Annotated in this window: 19 protein-coding genes and 1 riboswitch; of the genes, 3 read left to right on the top strand and 16 right to left on the bottom strand. The window is 41.6% G+C overall.

Features of this window, described 5'->3' with window-relative positions; genetic code table 11:
- Positions 1–46 precede the first annotated feature (46 nt).
- From AC20OE_RS01070 to AC20OE_RS01130, 13 genes are all read right to left on the bottom strand, one after another.
- A complete protein-coding gene (locus AC20OE_RS01070) occupies positions 47–1,333 on the bottom strand; it encodes a heme ABC transporter ATP-binding protein (protein WP_058838146.1) in 1,287 nt (428 codons plus the stop codon).
- Complete coding sequence (locus AC20OE_RS01075) at positions 1,330–2,388, bottom strand: FecCD family ABC transporter permease (protein WP_064498054.1); 1,059 nt, start codon at positions 2,386–2,388, stop codon at positions 1,330–1,332. Before AC20OE_RS01075 ends, AC20OE_RS01070 begins: the two co-directional genes overlap by 4 nt.
- Entirely contained in the window at positions 2,354–3,304 is a 951-nt protein-coding gene (locus AC20OE_RS01080) for an ABC transporter substrate-binding protein (protein WP_039181350.1), read from the bottom strand. The genes AC20OE_RS01075 and AC20OE_RS01080 overlap by 35 nt, the downstream gene beginning before the upstream one ends.
- 172 nt (positions 3,305–3,476) lie before the next feature.
- Positions 3,477–4,868: a glycoside hydrolase family 28 protein gene (locus AC20OE_RS01085; protein WP_366204028.1), complete on the bottom strand. Its 1,392-nt coding sequence runs from the start codon at positions 4,866–4,868 to the stop codon at positions 3,477–3,479.
- Positions 4,869–4,888: 20 nt separating this feature from the next.
- Complete coding sequence (locus tag AC20OE_RS01090) at positions 4,889–6,382, bottom strand: UxaA family hydrolase (RefSeq protein ID WP_487268070.1); 1,494 nt, start codon at positions 6,380–6,382, stop codon at positions 4,889–4,891.
- Positions 6,379–7,830 (bottom strand): tagaturonate reductase, encoded by a 1,452-nt coding sequence (locus AC20OE_RS01095; RefSeq protein WP_039181359.1) that lies wholly within the window; start codon positions 7,828–7,830, stop codon positions 6,379–6,381. Before AC20OE_RS01095 ends, AC20OE_RS01090 begins: the two co-directional genes overlap by 4 nt.
- Before the next feature lie 58 nt (positions 7,831–7,888).
- Positions 7,889–8,899 carry a LacI family DNA-binding transcriptional regulator gene (locus tag AC20OE_RS01100; RefSeq protein ID WP_106025616.1) on the bottom strand — a complete coding sequence of 337 codons (1,011 nt, stop codon included), beginning with the start codon at positions 8,897–8,899 and terminating at the stop codon, positions 7,889–7,891.
- A 57-nt stretch (positions 8,900–8,956) separates the two neighbouring features.
- Complete coding sequence (uxaC, locus tag AC20OE_RS01105) at positions 8,957–10,393, bottom strand: glucuronate isomerase (protein ID WP_487268072.1); 1,437 nt, start codon at positions 10,391–10,393, stop codon at positions 8,957–8,959.
- A 135-nt stretch (positions 10,394–10,528) separates the two neighbouring features.
- A complete protein-coding gene (locus AC20OE_RS01110; RefSeq protein WP_487268074.1) occupies positions 10,529–12,283 on the bottom strand; it encodes a HAMP domain-containing sensor histidine kinase in 1,755 nt (584 codons plus the stop codon).
- 3 nt (positions 12,284–12,286) lie between these two features.
- Positions 12,287–13,009, bottom strand: coding sequence for a response regulator transcription factor (locus AC20OE_RS01115; RefSeq protein WP_059375037.1), 723 nt, complete (start codon positions 13,007–13,009; stop codon positions 12,287–12,289).
- Positions 13,010–13,183: 174 nt separating this feature from the next.
- Entirely contained in the window at positions 13,184–13,999 is an 816-nt protein-coding gene (locus AC20OE_RS01120) for an ABC transporter ATP-binding protein (protein WP_039181374.1), read from the bottom strand.
- Between the two features lie 20 nt (positions 14,000–14,019).
- A complete protein-coding gene (locus tag AC20OE_RS01125) occupies positions 14,020–15,042 on the bottom strand; it encodes a FecCD family ABC transporter permease (protein ID WP_064498048.1) in 1,023 nt (340 codons plus the stop codon).
- Positions 15,043–16,095 (bottom strand): FecCD family ABC transporter permease, encoded by a 1,053-nt coding sequence (locus AC20OE_RS01130; protein WP_369879933.1) that lies wholly within the window; start codon positions 16,093–16,095, stop codon positions 15,043–15,045.
- Between the two features lie 259 nt (positions 16,096–16,354).
- On the opposite strand from AC20OE_RS01130, the gene AC20OE_RS01135 reads away from it, so the two are divergent.
- The gene (locus tag AC20OE_RS01135) at positions 16,355–17,293 is read left to right on the top strand and encodes an iron-hydroxamate ABC transporter substrate-binding protein (protein WP_039181380.1); all 939 of its coding nucleotides are present in this window, start codon (positions 16,355–16,357) and stop codon (positions 17,291–17,293) included.
- A 35-nt stretch (positions 17,294–17,328) separates the two neighbouring features.
- On the opposite strand, the gene AC20OE_RS01140 is transcribed toward AC20OE_RS01135, so the two are convergent.
- The 3 genes from AC20OE_RS01140 to AC20OE_RS01150 form a co-directional block, all read right to left on the bottom strand.
- Positions 17,329–18,735, bottom strand: a complete 1,407-nt coding sequence (locus tag AC20OE_RS01140) for an amino acid permease (protein ID WP_039181382.1) — start codon at positions 18,733–18,735, stop codon at positions 17,329–17,331.
- Positions 18,736–18,926: 191 nt separating this feature from the next.
- A riboswitch (Lysine riboswitch) is annotated at positions 18,927–19,105 on the bottom strand.
- 121 nt (positions 19,106–19,226) lie between these two features.
- On the bottom strand, positions 19,227–19,370 hold the full coding sequence (sspJ, locus tag AC20OE_RS01145) for a small acid-soluble spore protein SspJ (RefSeq protein WP_024423454.1): 144 nt from the start codon (positions 19,368–19,370) through the stop codon (positions 19,227–19,229).
- Between the two features lie 81 nt (positions 19,371–19,451).
- Positions 19,452–19,880: a MarR family winged helix-turn-helix transcriptional regulator gene (locus AC20OE_RS01150; RefSeq protein ID WP_024423455.1), complete on the bottom strand. Its 429-nt coding sequence runs from the start codon at positions 19,878–19,880 to the stop codon at positions 19,452–19,454.
- Positions 19,881–20,051: 171 nt separating this feature from the next.
- On the opposite strand from AC20OE_RS01150, the gene AC20OE_RS01155 reads away from it, so the two are divergent.
- Positions 20,052–20,537, top strand: a complete 486-nt coding sequence (locus AC20OE_RS01155) for a metal-dependent hydrolase (protein ID WP_047202394.1) — start codon at positions 20,052–20,054, stop codon at positions 20,535–20,537.
- A 123-nt stretch (positions 20,538–20,660) separates the two neighbouring features.
- A complete protein-coding gene (locus AC20OE_RS01160) occupies positions 20,661–22,511 on the top strand; it encodes an LTA synthase family protein (protein ID WP_487268080.1) in 1,851 nt (616 codons plus the stop codon).
- The last annotated feature ends 75 nt before the right edge of the window (positions 22,512–22,586 follow it).

The following is a 22,586-nucleotide window of genomic DNA, read 5'->3' on the forward strand; positions in this document are numbered from 1 at the left end:
ACAATATCAACTGTTTTACTCAACTAACCTAAATATAACTGTACGTTCACTTTTGAATGACTTTCAACTTATGAAGAAGCCCATACACCTTTTGTCCTAATCTTTCGTGTAGAAGGTCAACATCTTCCGTTTCCTGCGTATTGGGTGCAGCAATACAAAGATGATGGATTGGAATGCTTGTTTCTTGCTTTATGATGTGCATAAGCTGACCTATGAGCTGAACAGCTGCGCCGTCTGATAAAGATCGTTTCAGGATAAGCCAAATGTTCAACTTTTCCTGCTGAAGCATGCTGTAAAGGATCATATCGTCTTCGGCGTCTTCTGCAGCGTATTTCGCTAATCCTTTAGCTTGCTCGAAAAACAGCATATCTTCAGTTGGCTCTAACTGATGATGAAGCGTCTTCGTTCCCGTTCCAATCGACCTTTTCCAAAAGAACCCGCCGTTTTCCTTATGTGAGGTAAGGATGCGAAGAGGCTGATTAATGGAAAATGTCATTCCTTCTGAGCCATATGTCCTCCAGCCATCCGCTATGTTTACAATTGATGTTTTAGAAGGGGCGGAAGGTTCAACCATCAGCTGAGGGTTTGCCCTAATTGGATGCTGGAGCGGTGTCACATTTGTTTCATACACACGGTTGATTCGTTCGGTGGTCAAAACGTGATGCGGCAGTCCTAACATGTCAGTCTTTCCTTCATGAAGCAGCAGCAGCCGATCACAATATAAACTAGCAATGTTCACATCATGGAATACGCCAATGACCGTTAACCTAGAGGAAGTCGTTTCTTCTTTAATTAAATCAAGCAAATCTTTTTGATAGGCTAAGTCAAGGAAGCTGGTTGGTTCATCCAGCAATAAATATTCAGGCTGCTGCGCCAATGCCTGTGCCAAATACACACGCTGCTGTTCACCGCCACTTAACTCATGGATGGGTTGATCCTTAAACTGTGCAACACCCGTTTGTTCCATTACTTTTCTGACGACCTGCACATCTTCTTGCGTGGCAGATTGCAGCCACCCTTTTTGATATGGATAACGGCCGAATTGGACGGTTTCTTCCACCGTAAATGAAAAAACTTGATCCGTTTTCTGCGGCAGAACTGCCATCTTTTGCGCAAGCGCCTTTGGCTGATAGGATTGAACAAGGTGACTGCCGAGGCGCACTTCACCGCTCTCAGGGGCTAAAATTCCTGCCATCATTTTAAGCAGGGTCGTCTTCCCGCTCCCGTTTGGGCCGAGTATACCGAGAAATTCTCCTTGCTTTACTTCAAGGCTAATGCCACGAATGATCTCTTTCTCTCCATAGCCACCTCTGATTTCCTTCACTTGAATCATACGTGCGTCCCCCCTCTATATTGACGAATGAGGATGATGCCAAATACAGGTGCACCAATTAACGCAGTAATGATGCCAATCGGTAATTCAGTCGGCTCAATGATGGTACGGGATAACACATCTGCTAATACGAGAAAGGAAGCACCGTTCAACATAGACAAAGGCAGCAGATGCCGATGATCCGTGATAGTTAAGAGGCGGATAAAATGCGGAATAACAAGTCCTACAAAACCGATCGTCCCTGATACCGCTACTGCACTTCCGGTCAGAATCGAGCCCGCCAGCAGCACAATATATTTGCTCCTTTTCACATGGACACCTAATAGCTTTGCCTTCTCCTCGCCATATGTCATGACATTCAAATCTCGCCCCATCAACATTAACGTAAAGGTCCCAATAAGAAAGAAAGGAAGAAAAAGCGCAATATAACGCCAGCCTCTCATGGACACACTGCCAAGCAGCCAATGAATGATCTCTTTTAGATCATCACCTGTTAAAGCAATCATCAATGAAATGAGCGCACCCAAAAAAGAGCTAAAAATCACTCCTGTTAAAATTAAAGAAGAAATGCTCATCCCCCGATGAACAAGACGCGCAAAAAAGAGAACGAGACACAGGGTCACAAGCGCCGTTGTCATACTGAATAATGGCAATGTGAAACTGCCAACAAGCGGGAGCTGCAAGCTAAAAAACAGAGTCGCTACGGCTCCAACTGATGCCCCTTGAGATACCCCCAGCGTATAAGGGTCAGCGAGAGGATTTTTTAATAAACCTTGAAAAGCTGCACCAGATAACGCCAGTGCTGCTCCGACTAATGCCGCTAATATGACTCTTGGCAGCCGAATGTTCATCATAATATTGCGATCGATGGAATCAATGGTTCCAAACTGTATTCCGAATAGTTCATGAATAAATATACGAAGAATAGAAGGAATGGGAATCCCTAAGCTTCCAAAGGAGATTCCCATTCCAATGCTCATCACAAGAAGTAAAGCACTTAATGTATATGCGATGATCAATTTATTTGAACGTGTCAGGATAGACGCTTTTCGCAAGAGCCTCGACTCCTTCAACCAATCGCGGTCCCGGTCTTGATGCGAGATCCGTATTCAATTGAAAGACTTGTTTTTCTTTCACTGCTTTCATTGCATTCCAGCCGTCTCTTTTTTTCAAATCAGCTAAGCTGGAACCATCAATTGTCACGATGACATCAGGATTTCGTTTGATGATCGATTCTTCTGTCATTTGCACCCAGCCAGTTTGATCGCCAGCAGCATTTTTGGCATGGATAACAGAAAGCATTTCATCCATAAATGTATTTTTACCAGTTGTATAGATTTCAGGCGCACCTGACACTTCGACAAAGACAGTTTTTTGTTTGTCTTTTGAAATCGTCTCTGCTTGTTTCTTGATGTCATTCAATTTTGTTTTCATCTCGTCTACAAGTTTTGTTGATGCTTCTTTCACGCCAGCTGCTTCACCGATCATATCGATTGATTTGTACACATCCTTAAAGGAGGTTGCATCATTTACAGTCAGAACTTTTATCCCTGCATCTTCAAGCTGTTTAAATCCTTCTTTTGATCCCATTTGAGATGCATGTGCTAACACAAGATCTGGCTTTAATGAAATGACCTTCTCGACATTGAATTCAAGTCCGCCAATCTTCTCTACCTTTTCGACTTCCTTTGGATAATTATCAAAGTCTGATCGTCCAACCATTTTATCTCCAAGGCCGAGTGCATAGGCAACTTCTGTATTACTTGGAATTAACGAAACAATTCGTTTAGGCTGTTCTTTGATTTCGACCGTTTTTCCAGCTGCATCTTTAATCGATACTGGAAATGCCGCAGTGGCCGTTTCTTTATTTTGTGACCCTGTTGCTTTATGATCTGTCTCAGCGCCTGCACATCCTGCTAAAACACCCATCACAAGCAATAACGATAGCCAAATAGCTGTTAACTTTTTCATGAGCGAACCCCCTGGTTTATGTACTGCTTAACGAAATCTCTTTCGTCAATTCTTTTCTAATTTCGGGAATATTATACTACAGTGCAGATAGGTTGTATATGTGATTTCTAAAAGCGTCTTTTCTGTTCATAAAACAAAAAAACAGCCTCTAAAAAGACTGTTTTTCACTCTTCTATTGATTGATTGGTTCTCCATTGATAACGACTTTCTGAAAATCAGGAGAAACTGCATGCTCTAAAGATAAGGGATACGCCACTTCATCTATGACACAATCTTTCATTTTAAAATGAGTAACAGGAGAATGTGCGTATGCGGCTATTTTCACACCATATCGTCCGCCGTTGCTTTTGAGTCCTTCTACTTCAATATGACGTACAACAGGACGATGCGGACCAGCATCTCCTTCCTCATACATCATGTCGATACAGATCACTTCATGCTTTAGACTTTTGACTGTATTGTTTTTAAAATAAATATGTTCAATCGTACCGCCTCTGACAGAGTTGGTTTTAATACGCAGTGCCCGATCAAGGTTCGGACTGTCCATTACGTTATCTTCTGCATAAACAAACTTTACCCCGCCAGAAATCTCGCTCCCGATCGTCACACCGCCGTGTCCATCCCTCATCTCATTTCTACGAATGACGATGTTTTCAGATGGAACCCCTATTCTCCGTCCATCCTCGTTTCTGCCCGATTTGATGGCAATACAATCATCTCCGTTATCAAAGTAACAATCTTCAATGAGCACATTCCGGCAAGACTCCGGATTGATACCATCTGTGTTTGGTCCATGCCCAATGATTTTAACGCCGCGGACGATGACGTGACTACTTAATACAGGATGAATTTGCCACATTGGTGAATCCTTCACTGTCACTCCTTCGATTAGAACTTGCTGACATTGGTATGGCTGAATAAAGCTCGATCTTAAATAATGGCCTTCTCCAAATACCCTTTCTTCTACCGGTATTCTCTTTTCCGCCATTTCAAACAAGAGCTGACGATCCTGATCTTGAGAGGGCTGGCCATTTGTCCCATACTTCCAAGGCCACCAATGATGCTCATCCCCTCTGCCATCAAGCGTTCCGGCTCCAGTAATAGCGATATTTTCTGCATGGTGTGCATAAATGAGAGGTGAATAATTATAAAGCTCAATCCCCTCATATCTTGTCAGTACAAGAGGCAGATAATCCTTTGGGTCTTGACTGAATGTCACATAGGCTTTCTCCTGCAGATGAAGTTCTACATTGCTTTTCAATTCTAAAGCACCTGTCACAAACGTCCCTCTTGGGATCAGCACCCTTCCTCCTTTCAACCGATGTGCTTCATCGATGGCAGACTGAATGGCATTTGTAGATAACTCTTTCCCTTCCGCATCTGCTCCATAATGAACCACATTCAATTCACGATCTGGGAAATGCGGCGCTTTTATCTGCTTTAACACTTGATCGATCCCGTTTGCTTTTTTATCTTTCTTCCCTTGCTTTGCTAAACGAGCAATTCCGACTCCAGTTAGTACCGTTCCTGCTGTGATATACATCAAATTCCGTTTTTTAGACACTTTCTCATCCCCCAGTCGCCTTAAAGTGTGACACCTGTTTTGAAAATAGCCAGCTCTCTAAAATTGTTTTTTTCATGATTTAACAGCTTCCCACTCGCCACATCAATAACCGTTGAAATGAATTTTTCTAACACAACATCTTCCGGTACATCTTCAAGCAGTTCTCCGGCATTAAAGTCAATCCAGTGCTTTTTTGTTTCATATAAAGCTGTGTTGGTCGAGATCTTCATTGTTGGCACAAACGTACCAAATGGTGTCCCCCTGCCTGTTGTAAAAAGCACCATTTGACAACCGGAAGCAGCAAGAGCAGATGAAGCAACCAAATCATTACCAGGTGCACTTAATAAGTTCAATCCCTTTTGTTTCAGCAGCTCCCCATATTTCAATACATCTTTAATATCAGAAGTGCCTGCTTTTTGTGTACAGCCGAGAGACTTATCCTCTAATGTCGAAATTCCACCAGCTTTATTTCCCGGGGAAGGATTTTCATATACCGGCTGTCGATGATCCAAGAAGTATTGTTTAAAGTCATTGATCATTTGCACAATATTGTCGAAAGTCGCTTCTGATGCTGCTCTCTCCATTAAAATCGTTTCAGCACCAAACATTTCGGGCACTTCTGTCAGCACCGTCGTTCCGCCTTGCACGACAATAAAATCGGACAGTCTGCCTAAAAGCGGATTTGCAGTAATACCGGAAAATCCATCTGATCCTCCACACTTCAAGCCAATTTTCAGCTCAGATAACGGAATATCTTCACGATGATCTTCTTTCGCCGCATCATAAATTTCCTTGAGTAAAGCGACTCCCGTCTCAATCTCATCTCCTACTTCTTGGCTTCTTAAAAATTTCACTCTCGTACGGTCATATTCACCTAATGTGGACTGAAAATCCTCAATGTCATTGTTTTCACACCCAAGTCCAAGAACAAGTACTCCTCCAGCGTTAGGATGCTTCACCGCATTTTGTAAAATGGTTTTCGTATTTTCATGATCGTCCCCAAGCTGGGAGCATCCATAATTGTGCTTTAATACGAGGGCTGTTTCAAAAGGATGGATGTTTCCACCCATTTCAGCGGTGAATATTTGGATCATTTGATCGGCGATGCCATTCACACATCCAACGGTAGGAACAATCCAAAGCTCATTGCGGATTCCGCTTTCGCCATTTTTTCGTTTATATCCTTTAAATGTAAGATTCGTTTTTTCATAGGGGTTTTCTGATAATGAAGGCTGGTATTCGTATTCTAGCTTGCCAGATAGATTGGTTTTAATATTATGCGTATGCACCCATTCCCCAGCAGAAATGGCAGTCACTGCATGACCAATGGGATAGCCATATTTGATAATATTCTCTCTTTGCTTGATATCAGCCAATGCAAACTTATGACCTTTGCCAACGGTCTCTTTTAAGATAATCGTATGTCCTTGATGCTGCAGCTCTTCCCCTTGTTCCAATCCTTTTAAAGCAATACCGACATTATCTGAAGGGTGGATTACAATAAAGTCTTTCATGCCTTCTCCCCCTGATTTTCATATTGATGACGCATCATTCGGTGAACAGCCGCTCTCATCCCGTACTTCTGTATGAGGGTAAGCTGATCAGCTACAGCTTGACTCAATCCTTTTACATCGGTTAAATCTCTGCCCCATAATGATTCGTATGAAAGGATACTCGCTGCAACCGCTTCATTGGAACGGTTTTCCCATGCGTCCTTCATGAGCGTGAGCACAGTTTCATCATCCTTTACCCTTCCTGCATATGCTCTGTAGAAATAAATGAGACTGCTAAGTGAAAACACAAGTTTCATTGGCAGCTGTTTCTTTTGCTCGACATAATCAAGCAATGACGGAAGATTACGGGTTCGGAATTTGGATACCCCATTCAGTGCAATATCCAGCAATTGATGCTTTACAAATGGATTGCAAAAACGATCCCAAACGGATTGTGTATAAAGAAGAAGCTCATCTTGAGGAAGTTCAAGTCCTGGAAGTACTTCCTCCTCCAGCATACGCCGGATGAACGGACCAACATGCTCATCATCCACAGCTTCTTTTACAGTTTCTATACCGCATGAGTAAGCAATCGGCACCATCGCTGTATGTGCACCATTTAAAATTCGTACCTTGCTCATACGATAAGGCGCAATATCCTCTACAAAAAGAACATTTAACCCTGCTTCTTGAAAGGGGAGCTCCTTTTGTACGAAGGCAGGTGCTTCAATGACAAAAAGATGATAATATTCTGCCGTGACAAGCAATTCGTCAATATACCCTTCTTCCTTTTCTACGATTTCAGCCGCTTCCTTAGAGAATCCAGGGACAATCCGGTCCACAAGCGTATTACAAAACGTGTTGGCCTCTTTTATCCATGTCATAAACGCAGGCGGCAATTCCCACTCAGTTGCCATACTGATCACATATTCTTTCAATCGATCACCATTTTGTTCAACCAATTCACAAGGTAGAATGATCAGACCTTTCCGCTCATCTCCAGCAAAAGCTTTAAACCGGTGATACAAGAACGCTGTCAGCTTTCCTGGAAAACTGGCTTGTGGCCGATCCTCCAAACGATCCTCCTTTTTGAACACAAGTCCTGCCTCCGTCGTGTTTGAGAAGACAAAGCGGAGATCCGGGTTTTCCGCTACGTGTAAAAACTCCTCGTAATCCGTATACGTACTAATTCCTCTGCTAATCGATTGGATGATTATACGTTCATTCATTTCTTGCCGGTCATGATATCCCTGAATACATAATGTGTACAAGCCATCTTGTTCATTTAAGGCTGCCACTGATCCTTTTCGAGGAGGGACAACAACCGCTCTTCCTTTAAAATCTGTGCAGTCGTTCAGCTTCTGGATGTGCCAATTGATAAATCCTCGCATAAAATTTCCTTCACCAATCTGCAAAATCGTTTCCGGATACTCAGGTGCCGGGTAAATGGCTTTTGATAATCGTTTCAAATGGATTCCCCTCTCCAAGTAATATGCACACGTGAACATTTTTCTGAAAAGGTGCTGATTACTGCACCTTTTTAACTGAATCTCTGATCATCAGCTCTGTGTGAACATACACTTTTTCCATATGATCTTCTTCTTGCTCTTCACCGTTTATTACTGAAAGGATGGCTTCTGCTCCAAGTGCACACATTTTTTCAATCGGCTTTTTCACCGTTGTCAATGCAGGTGTGGTATAGGATGAAAATGCAATATCATCAAAACCAATAATAGAAATATCATTTGGACACGTTTTGCCTTTTGCAAATAAAGCATTCATTGCACCGATCGCCATGTCATCATTTGAGCAAAAGAGCGCTGTTGGCGGTTCATCAAGGGCCAGCAGCGATTCCATTGATTCATAGCCGCTTTTCATGTGATAATCGCCTTTCATCATATATTCTTTCTTCATAGGTATTTGGTGATCAATTAACGCTTGCAGGAAACCAGCTTTTCTTTCTTGAGTTGATTTAAAGCCTTCTTTCCCTTCAATGATGGCGATTTGTTCATGACCTTGCTGAATGAAATGTTGTGCAGCCTGGTAAGCTCCTTGACTATCATCTGCTAATATATTCATGACTTCATGACTTTCTACACGGCGATTCAGCACAATGATGGGAATGCCCTGTTTCTTCACATGATGGATAAACGCCTCATCGTGCTCGCTTTGACTCATGAGCAAAATGCCATCATAGCGTTGTTTATGAATGGTTGTATAATCGTGAAAGTCATCAATTCCTCTGACAAAGAGATTATAATACTCTGTCATGACGCTATTGACACCTTTTAACGCATCCACAAAGAAGCTTGAAGATGTGCCCTCTGTTAAACTCGTAAAAAACAGACCGATTGTAAATGATTTTTGTGATACAAGGCCTCTCGCATGGACATTCGGTGAATAATTCAGCTGTTTTGCAATCGACAAAATCTTTTGTTTTGTCTTCTCTTTAATAAAAGGACTGTTATTCAAAGCCCTTGATACCGTGGTATGAGAGACGTTTGCCAATTTTGCTATGTCTTTAATTGTGACTGTCATGCTATTCCGCCTTTTATGATTTTTTACCATCTTATCATAAAATCGCTTTCATTTTCTTCATGTCATTTTGTTCGGATGCTGGAGCTGCTTCGCCCGGTCAAATTGGAAATACTGTCTGGCATTTTCATAGCCGATTCCCTTCACGATTCCCCCTAACAGATCAAGATCATATGGAGCTTCCCCTTTTTCTACCCAATCTCCGATGATATCGCAAAGCAGTCTTCGAAAATATTCATGCCTTGTATACGACAAAAAGCTTCTTGAATCTGTCAGCATCCCAATGAAACGGCTGATCAGTCCAATACTGGATAGAGCCATCATCTGCTCTGTCATCCCTTGTTTCGTATCGTTAAACCACCAAGCTGTACCGTGCTGAATCTTCCCAGGTGCCGTTCCGTCTTGAAAGCTTCCAGCCAATGTGGCAATCACAACATTATCCCTTGGATTCAAGGAATATAAAATGGTTTTTGGCAGTGCCTGTTCTTGTTCTAAACGATCCAATATTCGGCAAAGCGGCTTGGCAATGTCTTCATCATTCATCGCATCATACCCTGTATCTGGCCCAAGCCGCTCAAACATTTTCGTATTGTTGTTCCTAAGCGCATTGATATGAAGCTGCATCGCCCAGCCCCGCTCATAGTAAGCCTGACCAAGCTTAATGAATGTTTGTGTTTTAAATTTAATCTTCTCTTTTTCCGTCAATGCATGCCCAGACATTCTTTTATGAAAGATGGTTTCCACTTCTTCTTCCGTCGTTTCTTCAAACGTCATTTCGTTAATAGCATGATCTGAGATCAGGCAGCCCTGTTCATGGAAAAAATCAATTCTTGCACGGAGTGCTGTTAAAAAGTCTTGATAGGATTGGATTGGAGTAGAAGAAGCCTCTGCCAGTTCGTGAACATACGCTGTAAATAGTTGATTCGTTATATCAAGTGCCTTATCAGGCCGAAATCCGGGCAGCACTTGCACAGTGAATCCTTCTTCCCGCAGTTTTTGATGATAGCAAAGCGAATCGACTGGATCATCTGTCGTCACGACTGTTTCAACATTCGATTTCACAATGAAGTCTCTTGCACCAAAACCCTCTCCTTGCAGCTTTTCATTTACTTTTTGCCAGATGATGTGTGCGGTTTTTTCGTTTAAAAGTTCCTCAACTCCAAAATATCGTCTCAATTCTAAATGAGTCCAGTGATAGAGCGGGTTTCCAAGGGTCATGGGAACAGTCTTCGCCCACGCCAGAAATTTCTCATAGTCTGAGGCATCCCCTGTGACGTGTGATTCTGGTATGCCGTTTGCTCTCATGGCACGCCATTTGTAATGATCTCCGTAAAGCCATGCTTCGGTGATATTATGGAAGGTTTTATTTTCATAGATTTCTTTGGGGCTTAAATGACAATGGTAATCTATAATTGGAAGGTCCTTAGCAAACTCATGATATAGCTTTTCCGCCGTTTGATTGTTGAGTAAAAACTGATCATCTAAAAAGGCTTTCATCAAACTCCCCCATCTCTCTTATAAATAAAAATGATTTGTTCACGTTAACAATTTTATTGTAATCGTTTACAAATTTGATTTCAATCCTAAAACAGGAAAAAACGATCCCCTTTAGAAAAGAAAATCGTTTTTTGGCTATTTTACAGGTGATGATTTTTTTAGGATAATCGCAATAGTTGTTCCAGTGCCTAGTTCACTTTCAACTTGAATATCACCGTCATGCAGCAAGACAAGCTCTTTTGCTATCGCAAGCCCGAGACCAGTTCCATTCGTTGGATCATTTGTATTTGTCCCTCTGTAGTAGCGGTTAAATAGGTGATCCACCGTTTCCTGTGCCATTCCGCGGCCATTGTCTTTCATTTCGATCCGAACTTCTTCATCTGTTTCAGATAAAACAGCTGTAATATGAGTGCCTTTTTCGTTATGCTTCACTGCATTCGCCAGCAGGTTCTCAATCACTCGTCTGAACCAGGCTTTATCGATCTCAAATATGACACCATCTGTTTGATCTTCAAAGGTGGATGGATAATCCTCTGATGAGGAGCTTCTTGAGAACTCGTCCATAATGGAAGCTAAAAATTCACTGAGTTCAACAGGTTTCCGATTAATAGGCAGGGCGCCATTCTTCAATCGGTACGTGAGGTTTAAATCCTCAATCAGTGTCGACATGTATTCTGATTTCTCACGAATCACCTGTCCCATTTCCATGACTTCTTCCTTGGACCATTGATATTGATCGGATTCAAGCATGAGTCCATAGCCGTAAATCGTACTTAAAGGCGTTTTCAAATCATGAGACAATCCTGCAATCCATTCTTCCCTTGTGGTTTGAATTTTTCTTCGGTTTGCTTCATTCTCTTTTAACGTATGTGTGAGCTGATCCATTGTTTTTAGGATATCCTCAAATAAACGGTATTCCCGCTTAATACGGCCTTTTTTATTTTTACTGACTGGAATTCCCTTTCTATTTGTTGGTTCCTGCAATTTATTTTTTGATAAGAAAATCAGCCAGCGAATAATGTGATAAATTGGCAGCCCATAGCGATACGAATACCATAATGTCATGACAATGATAATAGTGAGAGCAAGACCTGCAATTAAGATGGTTGTATATTGATTTAAAGCGTCTCTCTCTTTATCGTAAAGCTCATCTGGGCTGTATACTTTATTTGGTACCGAAACGATGATATACAGGTTTTTATTCACCTTCATATAAGTGAGGTCACTTCTAAACTCCCAAGGCTTCGATTGATACTTGAGCAATTCAATATCTGTTACGTTATGTTTCAAACTGGTGTTGGTCCGAATGCCTTTTAAATATTTTCCTTCTTCATTGAACAGATGAACAGATCCGTTCATTCTCTTCAAGAATTCTTTCGTTTCAACCGAATATTGAGATAATGCAGCCAAATTTTTCTCGTGCTGCTTCAGATAATTGGCTACCTTTGTACTGTTCGTTTTGAACCCGTATAACACAATAAAGCTTTTTTGATCAATCTCAATTGGCCAGAAGTACATCTTGTAATCTTTAAATTCTCTTTTTTCAAAGATCTTGATCATTTCATCCTTTTGATAGGATGTTGGAATGGATTTAGGGCGGTGATAGCTATAAACGTTTTTCTTTTTCGAATCAATCACTTGCAGCCAGCCGTCTCGTTTTTTTACTGCTTGCTTGAGCTGATCGTCGGCTTCCATTTGTCCATCCTCGTTAAAATAAAGCCAGCTCATGAGTGTATCTCCATCAGCTTTAGTTAAACCAGTTTCAGTCATGTTCTCATAGTGTTTTGTTAAATATAAGTTCTCAGAGAACGTATTCCCGATCATCAGAATGGCAATGACAATAAACATTTGTCCGACAAAGTGAAAGAAAAGTTTTGCTCGTAAATTCATAAACTATTGAAGGACCTTTGCAGGGTGTGGTATAAATTTATATCCCATACCACGGATCGTCACAATATATTCGGGCTGACTCGGATCTAATTCGATCTTTTCTCTCAACTTTCGAATATGAACCATGACAGTGTTGTTATCACCATATGATGGGACGCCCCATACTTTCTCATAGATTTGATCTTTTGAAAGAACCACATTCGGATGATCACAAAAGTACTTCAGCAAAGAAAGAAGCTGAGCTGAGCATGCCGTCACCTCTCCTCTTACTTTCAATTCGGCTGCATGAGGATGATAGGAGAAATGGGCATAATGATACTGGCTTTGAGTGTCTTCTTGTTCCTCCTGTAAGGAGATGTATGTTCGGTTTAGATGAGCCTTAATTCTAGCCACTAGCTCAAGCGGATTAAATGGCTTCGTGATATAATCGTCTGCCCCCTGCGCAAAGCCCGTCAGTTTATCGACATCAGACGTTCTTGCAGTTAAATAAAAAATAGGCGCTTTCGTTACTTTTCTGATTTCAGGCAGAACGTCAAAGCCAGATTTACCGGGCATCATCACATCTAGAAGTAAGAGGTGGATGTCCTCGTTTTTGACAACATCTAATGCTTCATCTGCATGGTAGGCTTTATAAATATGCTTGAATCCTTCTTTTTTTAATACGCGTTCAACCATTTTCACAATTGCTTCTTCGTCATCTGCAATCAATATTTTTGCTGTTTCCACGCATCTCTTTCCTTTCTAGCTATGATCTCTAACCGTATATTACCATTGTCTAAAGTAAAAAAGTACCTCTTTTCTGCATAAAAGAGAAAAAAATCAACTGGAGAAAATAGCAGCACTAGGAAGTTTCAAACACGCAAAAAAACCCGGCATCTGCACCGAGTTCCTTTACATCTATTATCCATTTACAGCTTCTAGCTTTCGTTCATGATTCATTAAATCATATGTTAAACAAATCGGCTTATTCGTTCTTGGATCAAGCACAATTTCTGCATCAATATGGAATACCTGACTGAGTACCTCTTTGGTCATGACCTCATGAGGCGTACCGTCTTTTATGACTTTCCCTTGATTGAGGGCAATCATGTAATGTGAAAAACGCGCCGCATGATTCAAATCATGGATGACCATCAACACAGTTCGCCCCTGCTCTCTATTTAAGCGTTCTAACAGCTGAAGAATCTCGAGCTGATGTGCAAGATCCAAATACGTCGTAGGTTCATCCAATAGGAGCAGCTCTGTTTCCTGGGCAAGTGCCATCGCAATCCATACTCGCTGGCGCTGTCCGCCGGAAAGTGCTTCAATTGGCCGATCATGAAAAGCGATCATTCCCGTTTCCTCAAGTGCCCATCTGATGATTCGTTTATCTTCATTTGATAAGCGACCAAACCCATTTTGATGTGGGAAACGTCCATATGACACAAGCTCATACACTGTCAGTCCACTAGGTGCTTCGGGTGTTTGCGGTAAGATCGCCATTTGTTTTGAAATTTCTTTTGTCGGCGTCTCATGGATAGCCTGGCCATTTAAATAAACAGCTCCTCGATTGGCCTTCATAATACGAGACATCGTTTTTAAAATGGTTGATTTCCCGCAGCCATTCGGTCCAATCAGTGTTGTCACCTTGCCTTTTGGGATACTGACATTCAAATCTTCTACAATCAAACGGTCTTGATAACCGATACAAAGCTTTTCTGTTTCGAGCGATTTCATATGTTGTCTCTCCTTCCTCATTAGTTCGATTTCATCAATAAGTAAATGAAGTAAGGTGCGCCTAAAGCAGAAACGACAAGGCCAACTGGCACTTCTGATGGTGCAAGTATGACGCGGCCAAGTGTATCCGCCAATAATAATAACAGCGCCCCAATTAACGCGGAGGCCGGTATCATTCCTTGATGCTTTGGCCCAACAAGCTTTCTCGCCAAGTGCGGTGCGGCTAACCCTAGGAAAGAAATACTCCCTGCAACAGCAACACTCGCACCAGCTAATGCAACGGCAATCAGCATGAACAAGCTTCTTTCTTTATGAACTGAAATGCCCAATCCATAGGATAGCTGATCACCCAAATTCATGATATTTAAATAGCGTGATCTGACAATCGCGAATATAAGGAAAATCACCATCCATGGTAGAACAGACAGGACATACGTCCAGCTCGAGCCATAAATACTTCCAGATAACCACACGATGGCTTGGTTAAAATCATTTGGGCTCATTTTTAACTGAATGACCACAATCGCTGCTGAAAATGCAGCATTCACACCAATACCAGTTAAAATCAATCGGACAGGTGTGATGCCTTTTTTCCACGCTAACACATAGATAAGAAATGCAGCAAAGCCTGCACCTACGAACGCGAAAAGCGGCAGTACAAAAATCGTAAAGTCACCTAAATTCGCCATCGTGCCTTGAAATGCAAAAATAAATAGCACAACGGCAAAGCCAGCGCCGGCATTGACGCCGAGAATACCTGGGTCAGCTAAACCATTTTGAGAAACGCCTTGCCAAATCGCGCCTGATACAGCGATAGAAGCACCGACAAGTAAAGCGATGACCATTCTTGGAAGTCGGAATTCGAATAATACGAGCTCATCCATCTCACTTCCGAATCCAAAAAGTGTTTTCAATGTATCCATCGGAGAGATCCGAATTTCTCCGGTATTTAAACTAATAAGGAACACAGCTACGATCGCGAAAAAGATCATGAGCATCGTTCGTTGATATTTCTTTTTCTTTGCTTGCTGCACCATTTCCATTTAGATTCCGCTCCTTTCACGTCTAGCTAAATATAAGAAGAAAGGAACGCCTATAATCGCCGTGATGGCACCGACTGGCGTTTCAAACGGAGCGTTGACCAGCCTCGCAGCAATGTCTGCATAAATTAACAAAGTGGCCCCTAAAATAGCGGAGCATGGGATAATCCAGCGATAGTCCACTCCAACCAAGAATCGAGTGACATGAGGGATCACAAGCCCGATAAAACCAATAGAGCCTGCTACCGACACGGCAGCACCCGTTAAAAGAATAACAACCAATACGCCAAGCACCTTGACCGTTTTCGTATACTGTCCAAGTCCTTTCGCCAATTCTTCACCTAAGCTCAGAACCGTGATCGAACGGGCAAGGATCATTGCAATGATTAGTCCTGCAATGGCAACTGGAATGATGATATGAATGTTGCTCCAATTCACACCTGCCACTCCGCCAGCATACCAAAAGCTCATATCTTGAGCGACGTCAAAACGGATGGCAATGGCTGAAGAAATTGAGCTCAAAAGTGCTCCAACCGCTGTACCAGCTAGTGCGAGTTTAACCGGAGTCAGTCCCCCTTTTGACATAGTACCGACACCAAATACAATAGAAGCTCCGAGTGCGGCTCCAATAAATGACCAAAGAATTAATGTGAAAGAAGATTGGCCAGGGAAAAATGCTAATGCAATGGCAATCGCAAATGCGGAGCCATTTGTCACACCCATAATCTCCGGTGACGCCAGCGCATTTCTTGTCATTCCTTGCATTATGGCACCTGATACGGCTAAAAAGGCACCGACGAGCGCGGCTCCAACTGTGCGCGGCAGCCTCAATTCCCGAATGATTTGATGTGAAGTTTCTTGTGAATCAAAATGAAAAACGGCTTCCCATACAGTCTGTAGATGAATGTTTGCCGCTCCTAATGATACTGATAAAAAAAGACCAAATGCTAAAGCGATGATTCCTATGATGATAACAGCTGCTGTTCCAAAAGGCTTCGTGACAATATCGATCGTATCATCGCTGGCTGGCAGCTGTTTATTCGATTGTGAGCCCAAAACCAGTCTCTTCCTTTCCGTTCATGTTTATTCTCTATTAGTGATAATGATTATCAATCTCGAAGTCTAGTATATCACTTTCTTTTCTTTTTGAAATCATTGTTCTGATAAATTTCTTTATTTTCACAAAAAAATTGTGAGAATTTCACCATTTTTCTTTAGGCCTAAATTAGCCAATGCATTTTTGTTCCTATCATGTTACGATAAAAAATGAAATTGAGAATCATTATCAAGGAAAAATGAATAGGAGAGAACTTTTGTGAAAAAACGAACTGGATTTCTTTTGATTTCTTTATCGATTCTTATGATCTTTACAGCCGCTTGCGGCAGCACTTCAAATAAACAATCTGCAGCGAAAAAGAATGACATGATGACATATCAGGATGCAAAAGGTGAAGTGAAGCTTCCGAAAAATCCGAAACGAATAGTGCTTCTTGCAGAAAGCTATTACGGGGACCTCGTCACACTCGGCAAAACTCCGGTTGCTACAACATCACCCATCTTTAAAAACCCTTTTTATAAAGGGAAAACAGATGGAGTGGAAAATCTCGGAAGGACCCCATCGGTCGAAAAAGTAGCCGCTTCGAAGCCAGATATGATTATTGCTTGGGGGGAAGATGAGAAGTTTGATCAATACAAAAAAATCGCCCCAACTGTAGCGGTAAAATACAATCAATATTCTTTCAAAGACCAGCTAAAAGAATTCGGTAAAATGACAGGTACACCAAAAAAAGCAACAGAATGGATCACAAAATGGGATACCAAAATTGCTGAGGTGAAACCAAAGGTAACCAAAGCTGTTGGCAGCAAAACGGTCTCGATCGTATCGCCATTTGATAAAGGCATTTATATCTTCGGAAACACCTTTGCCCGCGGGGGCGAAATCATTTATGACGAGCTGAAATTAAAAGCACCGAAGGCTGTCAAAAAAGAAGCGATCGACAGCGGTGTTGGCTATGCGAATATTTCTCTTGAGAAGTTGCCAGAATTCGCAGGCGACTATATTTTCACAGGTCCATGGAGCGGCTCAAAAAGTAAAGGTGACCAAGTGTATCAAAGCAGCATTTGGACATCACTTCCTGCCGTCAAAAATAAACATGTATTCGAAATAGATCCAGTCGGTTTCTTCTTTAATGACCCAGTGTCACTAGAAGGTCAGCTAGAGTTTATTGTGGATCGATTGACATCTGCATCATAAAAAAACGTTTCTCCAGAGATGGAGAAACGTCTTCCTTATACCGTTCCTTTGGCAAATCCTTTTGACATGAATGGATAAAGCAAAATACCTACTAAGAATAGACCGATTCCAAGACCAAAAGTTTTCAAGTCGGCTGTTCCTGAAATAATGACCCAAGCTGAATACCCCATGGCAACAAGTGCAATGATGCCGTCTCTCGTTCGATTTCCTTTTTGAAGCTCATACGTGTCACCTTGCATAATGACCTTAAAGCTGTAGATGGAAGACACAATATACGGAATAAGATACGCAAGTGTCGCTGATGTAGTTAAAAAGGTAAAAGCTTCATTAATCGTACGTGACATCACAGAGAAGATAAACAGCTGTGACATAATATTTGTAACAGTCAAAGCGAAAGCAGGGCTTCCTTTTTTGTTTGTTTTTGCAAATACTGCTGGAAAATCACCAGCCTTTGCTGCCTGATACGGTACTTCTGAACCAAGTAAAATCCACCCAAGCATCGAACCAAACAAGCAAATAATCGCCAGCAGAGCCATGACAATTCCGCCAGCTGGCCCAATAATAAGCTGAAGCACATCTACGAATGGTTTGTCAGAGCCTTGCAATTGATCGTGCGGCAGAACGCCCATCGTAATCAATGTGATAATCATGTAGATCGAAAGTGCGATTAAAAGACCTGTAATCGTCGCACGTTTCACATCACGCTGTGAGGATGCTCTTCCTGATAAAATGACAGCTGATTCAATTCCAATAAATGCCCATAGTGTGGAAATAGCCGCATGATGAATTTGACCTCCAAGGCCAAGCACTCCTTCGCTGCCTGTTTCAACCGGGAAGTAGTAATGTTCAAATAATGCCGTTTGAAATGCAAATAATCCCGCAACAATAAAAAGGACGAATCCAAGCACCTTTGAAAAGGTCGTAATAAAATTCAATTTACTTGCAGCACTTAAGCTTGTAATTAAAATGGTATGTGTTCCCCATAGAAGAAGGGTACATACGATAAACGTCATGAGCTGACCAAGCGTGACCGCTTCTTTTCCAAAGGTAAAAACTTCAGTCTTCACTGTGAGAATCGGGAAAAAAGTCGTTAAATAACCAGCAAGACTTGTAATAATTGCGACATTACTAATCCAGCTTGCCACCCAGTATCCCCAAACCATTGTAAATCCAGCTGCTTTCCCTTTTTTCGGATCTTTAAAAAGCGCCCTTGCATAACTTTGTGGTCCAGCTGTCAGCTGCGGCTTATGAATGGACAAATGCCCAAATACAAGCGCAATCATCAGCACACCGCCGCCTGTGACAAGCCATGCCATCGTCACACCTAAAGGACTTGCGTGCTGGGCAAGCGTACTTGGCAGCATAAAGATGCCTGAACCTACCATATTTCCGACGACAAAAGCCGTCAATAACCAAAAACCCCATTTTTTTGTCTGTTCCATTTCCGTACCTCCGTTTTATTCACTTTGGACCAGACCCGGCAGTATCTTCATTGATATATTTGTGAAGCAATGACTTGCATTCTTTATGTTCATAATGGATTACTTTTTAACAGCATACCCTTATTTTTGTGACTCAGAACATAAAAAAAAGCCTGAACAAAAGTCCATGCTTTTCAAAACATACACCTTGATCTCCGGATAGCCCTCCACGCTTCAAAGACGTGGCAGTCCTGCATTTATTCAATGCAGACCCAGCATAAAGAAAGTTGGAGCTCTCTCTACACTTCGGCGCTGATGCCTTTTTTCTCATGATCTACGATTCCATCTCTCCTATGAGTGACTCATCATCCGCGCAACCTCTACCTCACTGAGACATAGCGTGAGGATTTCTATTCATTTTTACTACACGAAGGTTATCAAACATTCTCATTTCTGTCAAAGGGTAAAACATAGAAAAAGGGCAGAGAACCTTTTCTCTGCCCTTTACCTGCTTATTGTTGGTTGTTTTTCTTCTTTTGTACAGCTTCCTGAAGCGGATCGCCTGCTAGCTCTTTACTTGCTTCCTCTAACAGCTGATCTACCTGCTGATGGTTTTTCTCACTTTTCGCTTTTTTATCCTTTTGGAAAAATGACATCGCTGTTTCCTCCCTTTTCATATAATGCGGTTGCCTGTTTAATTTGTGCTACAGCGCTCAGCATTATACAAGGGAAGAGGCTCAATCATCATGAAAGGTCTGTCTCATTTTTTGCAAGTACGACAGAAAGGTTTTTAAATCATCCTTTGTGAAGTCTGACATCATATGCTGAATCACCTTTCCGAAAAGACGTGTATGCTTTTCATAAATGGCCATCCCTTTTTCCGTGACTTCTAAACGGACAAGTGACGAATCGTCCTTGTCCCGTTCTCTTTGAATATAACCCTGCTCACATAATTTATTGAGTGCGATAGAGGCTGCACCAGGGTTTAAAGAGAGTCTTTGCTTCAGCTCTTCGGCATGTGATACTTTGCCTTGTATCAAAATAGAAAGAGCATATATCTGTGGGGGCGTGATGTCTTTCTCTAACTCAAGTAACTTGCGGTTTAATTTACGGCTGACTTCATAATGTACAAGAACAATTTCTTTTAAAATGTCTGCATTACCCATCCGAATCGCATCCTTATCGTTAGTATCAACATGACTTCCCCCTTATTATAGAATGTTTTTCCATTCAGCCAACCCTTTTGGCCTCTTTTTCTTTAGAAATAAGCCTTGCTGAATGAATCCTCCCTTGATATAGTGAGTACTTGAACTAAAGATAGAACAGGAGTACGCATCATGACAGGAAAAACACACATCATGGGCGGAATTGCCGCCTCCACAGCCGTTGCCTACTATTATGGATTCGACCCAGTGACGATGGCTGCTGCTGGATCAGCAGGTGCTCTGATCCCTGATCTTTGCCATACAAAAAGTAAAATCGGCAGAAAATTCCCGCTGCTCTCGACACTGATCAGCAGTGTGTTCGGTCATCGCACGTTTACACACAGTTTATTATTTTTGCTGATCATTTATTTTCTAGCAACAACATACATTCCAAATGACAGCCTAAGTATCGGTTTACTAGTCGGGATGGCAAGCCATCTCATTCTGGATGCAGGAACAGTGAATGGGATTAAATTTTTATTTCCGGCTTCCATTAAAGTGCGTCTTCCCTTCTATGTCAAAACAGGCAGCACAGGAGAACAAGTCGTACTAGCTGCTCTCACCGTCGTTACCTGCTATTACATCGCTGTCCTCTGCGGCATCTCCATCCCATTCTAATGAATCAGAAAGAGTTTTCCGAAAAACACAGGATATGAATTGATCATTCCTCATTTTTTTAGTAGGTTTAAGATAAGTGTTTTTGCCTTGCAGCTGAATACAGAATGGTGAGGAGCTACATAAATGAAAGCGTTTTTCAAAAATCACTGGTTTTTAGTGTACTCCATCCTCTTCATGTGGATGAAAACATACATCATTTATCAATTCGGATTTCACATACGAACGGCCAATCTGTTTCATGAATGGCTGCTTTTGATCAATCCACTTAGCTTTTTGCTCCCTTTGTTTGGGATTGCTCTTTTTTTAAATGAAAAGAAGCAAAAGGTATTTTTATTAACCGCAAATTTGATTTTGACAGCGATTCTCATATCGAATACGATCTTTTATGGATTTTATATTGATTTCATTACAATCCCTGTATTATTCCAAGCGAAAAACATGGGAGATATGGGCAGCAGTATGACAGAATTATTTCACCCGCTGTTTTTACTGATGCTCATTGATTTCGTGGTGCTGGCGTGGCTGTTAAAGCGCAAACCTTTAGCGCCAAAAGCCTCCTTTAAAACGATCAAAACATATTATGCGGTGTGCTGCAGCTTTCTATTGTTTCATGTCAGTTCAGCCATGATGGATCACCCTCGCTTTCTGACAAGCTCTTATGATCGAGAAGTGATTGTACGAAACCTTGGGCTGTTCCAGTTCCACCTGTATGACGGCGCTGCCCAAACAGCGCGTATTGGACAAAAAGCCTTTGCAGATGAAGATACACTTTCAACCGTAGCAAACTACACAAAGGCTGATTACAGTGCACCAAACGAAGAGTATTTTGGACTTGCTAAAGGTAAGAACGTTGTGTTCATTTCACTTGAATCAACACAGCAATTTGTCGTTGATCAAAAGGTGAATGGACAATACATCACCCCCTTTTTAAATCAACTCGCTAAAAAGAGTTTTTATTTTGATGAATTTTATCAGCAGACTGAGCAAGGAAAGACATCGGATTCAGAGTTTATTGTCGCAAATTCCCTCTACCCATCTAGCAGCGGCGCTGTCTTTTTCACAGCGAGTGACAACGAATACGACACGTTATACAAGCAGTTGAAAAAAGAGAACTATCAATCCGTCCAATTCCATGCGAATAATAAAACGTTTTGGAATCGTGATGTCATGTATGAATCGTTTGGGATTGACCGTTTTTATGATGTCGATTCGTATCAGGTCAATGAACAGAATTCAACTGGCTGGGGCTTAAAGGATATTGACTTCTTTGACCAATCCATTGATTATTTAAAAAAGTTGAAGGCGCCTTATTACAGCACGTTTATTACCTTGACCAATCACTTTCCATTTGAAATCGATCCAAAGGATCAATTGATTGATGAATATGATTCGTCCAGCGCCATTTTAAACCGCTATGTGACGACCGTCCGCTATCAGGATGAAGCCATTAAGACATTTTTTGACCGCATGAAAGAAGAAGGACTGTATGACAATACAATGTTTGTCCTCATGGGGGATCACTATGGTATCTCCGAGGCACATCATCAGGCAATGGCAGAGCTGCTTAAAAAAGATGAAATCACACCGTTTGATGCTGTGAAATTGCAGCGGGTGCCCTTTTTAATTTACATTCCGGGGGTCACAGATCAAGCACCGCAGACAATTTCTGAAACAGCTGGGCAAATCGACGTGAAGCCGACACTCCTGCACTTACTCGGTATTGAAACGAAGGATGCCATTCAATTTGGCAATGACTTATTTTCAAACGAACGGACGCCTTTTGCTGTTTTGAGAAACGGGAACTTTATTACAGATGATTATCTCTATACAAAGAACACCTGCTATGATCAAAAAACAAAAGAACCTGTTGAACAGGATGAGGTGTGTCAGCCTTATATCGAAAAAGCCAATAAAGAACTTTCCTTATCAGACAAAGTGATCAATGGGAATTTGCTGCGTTTTTATCAGCATTAAAAAGTCGCCATCTGGCGGCTTTTTCTTTTCTCTTTTTACTGAAAGCCTATGAATGGTCAAATAAGTTTGCTTATA

The sequence above is a fragment of the Bacillus sp. SRI_025 genome (genome assembly GCF_057592095.1).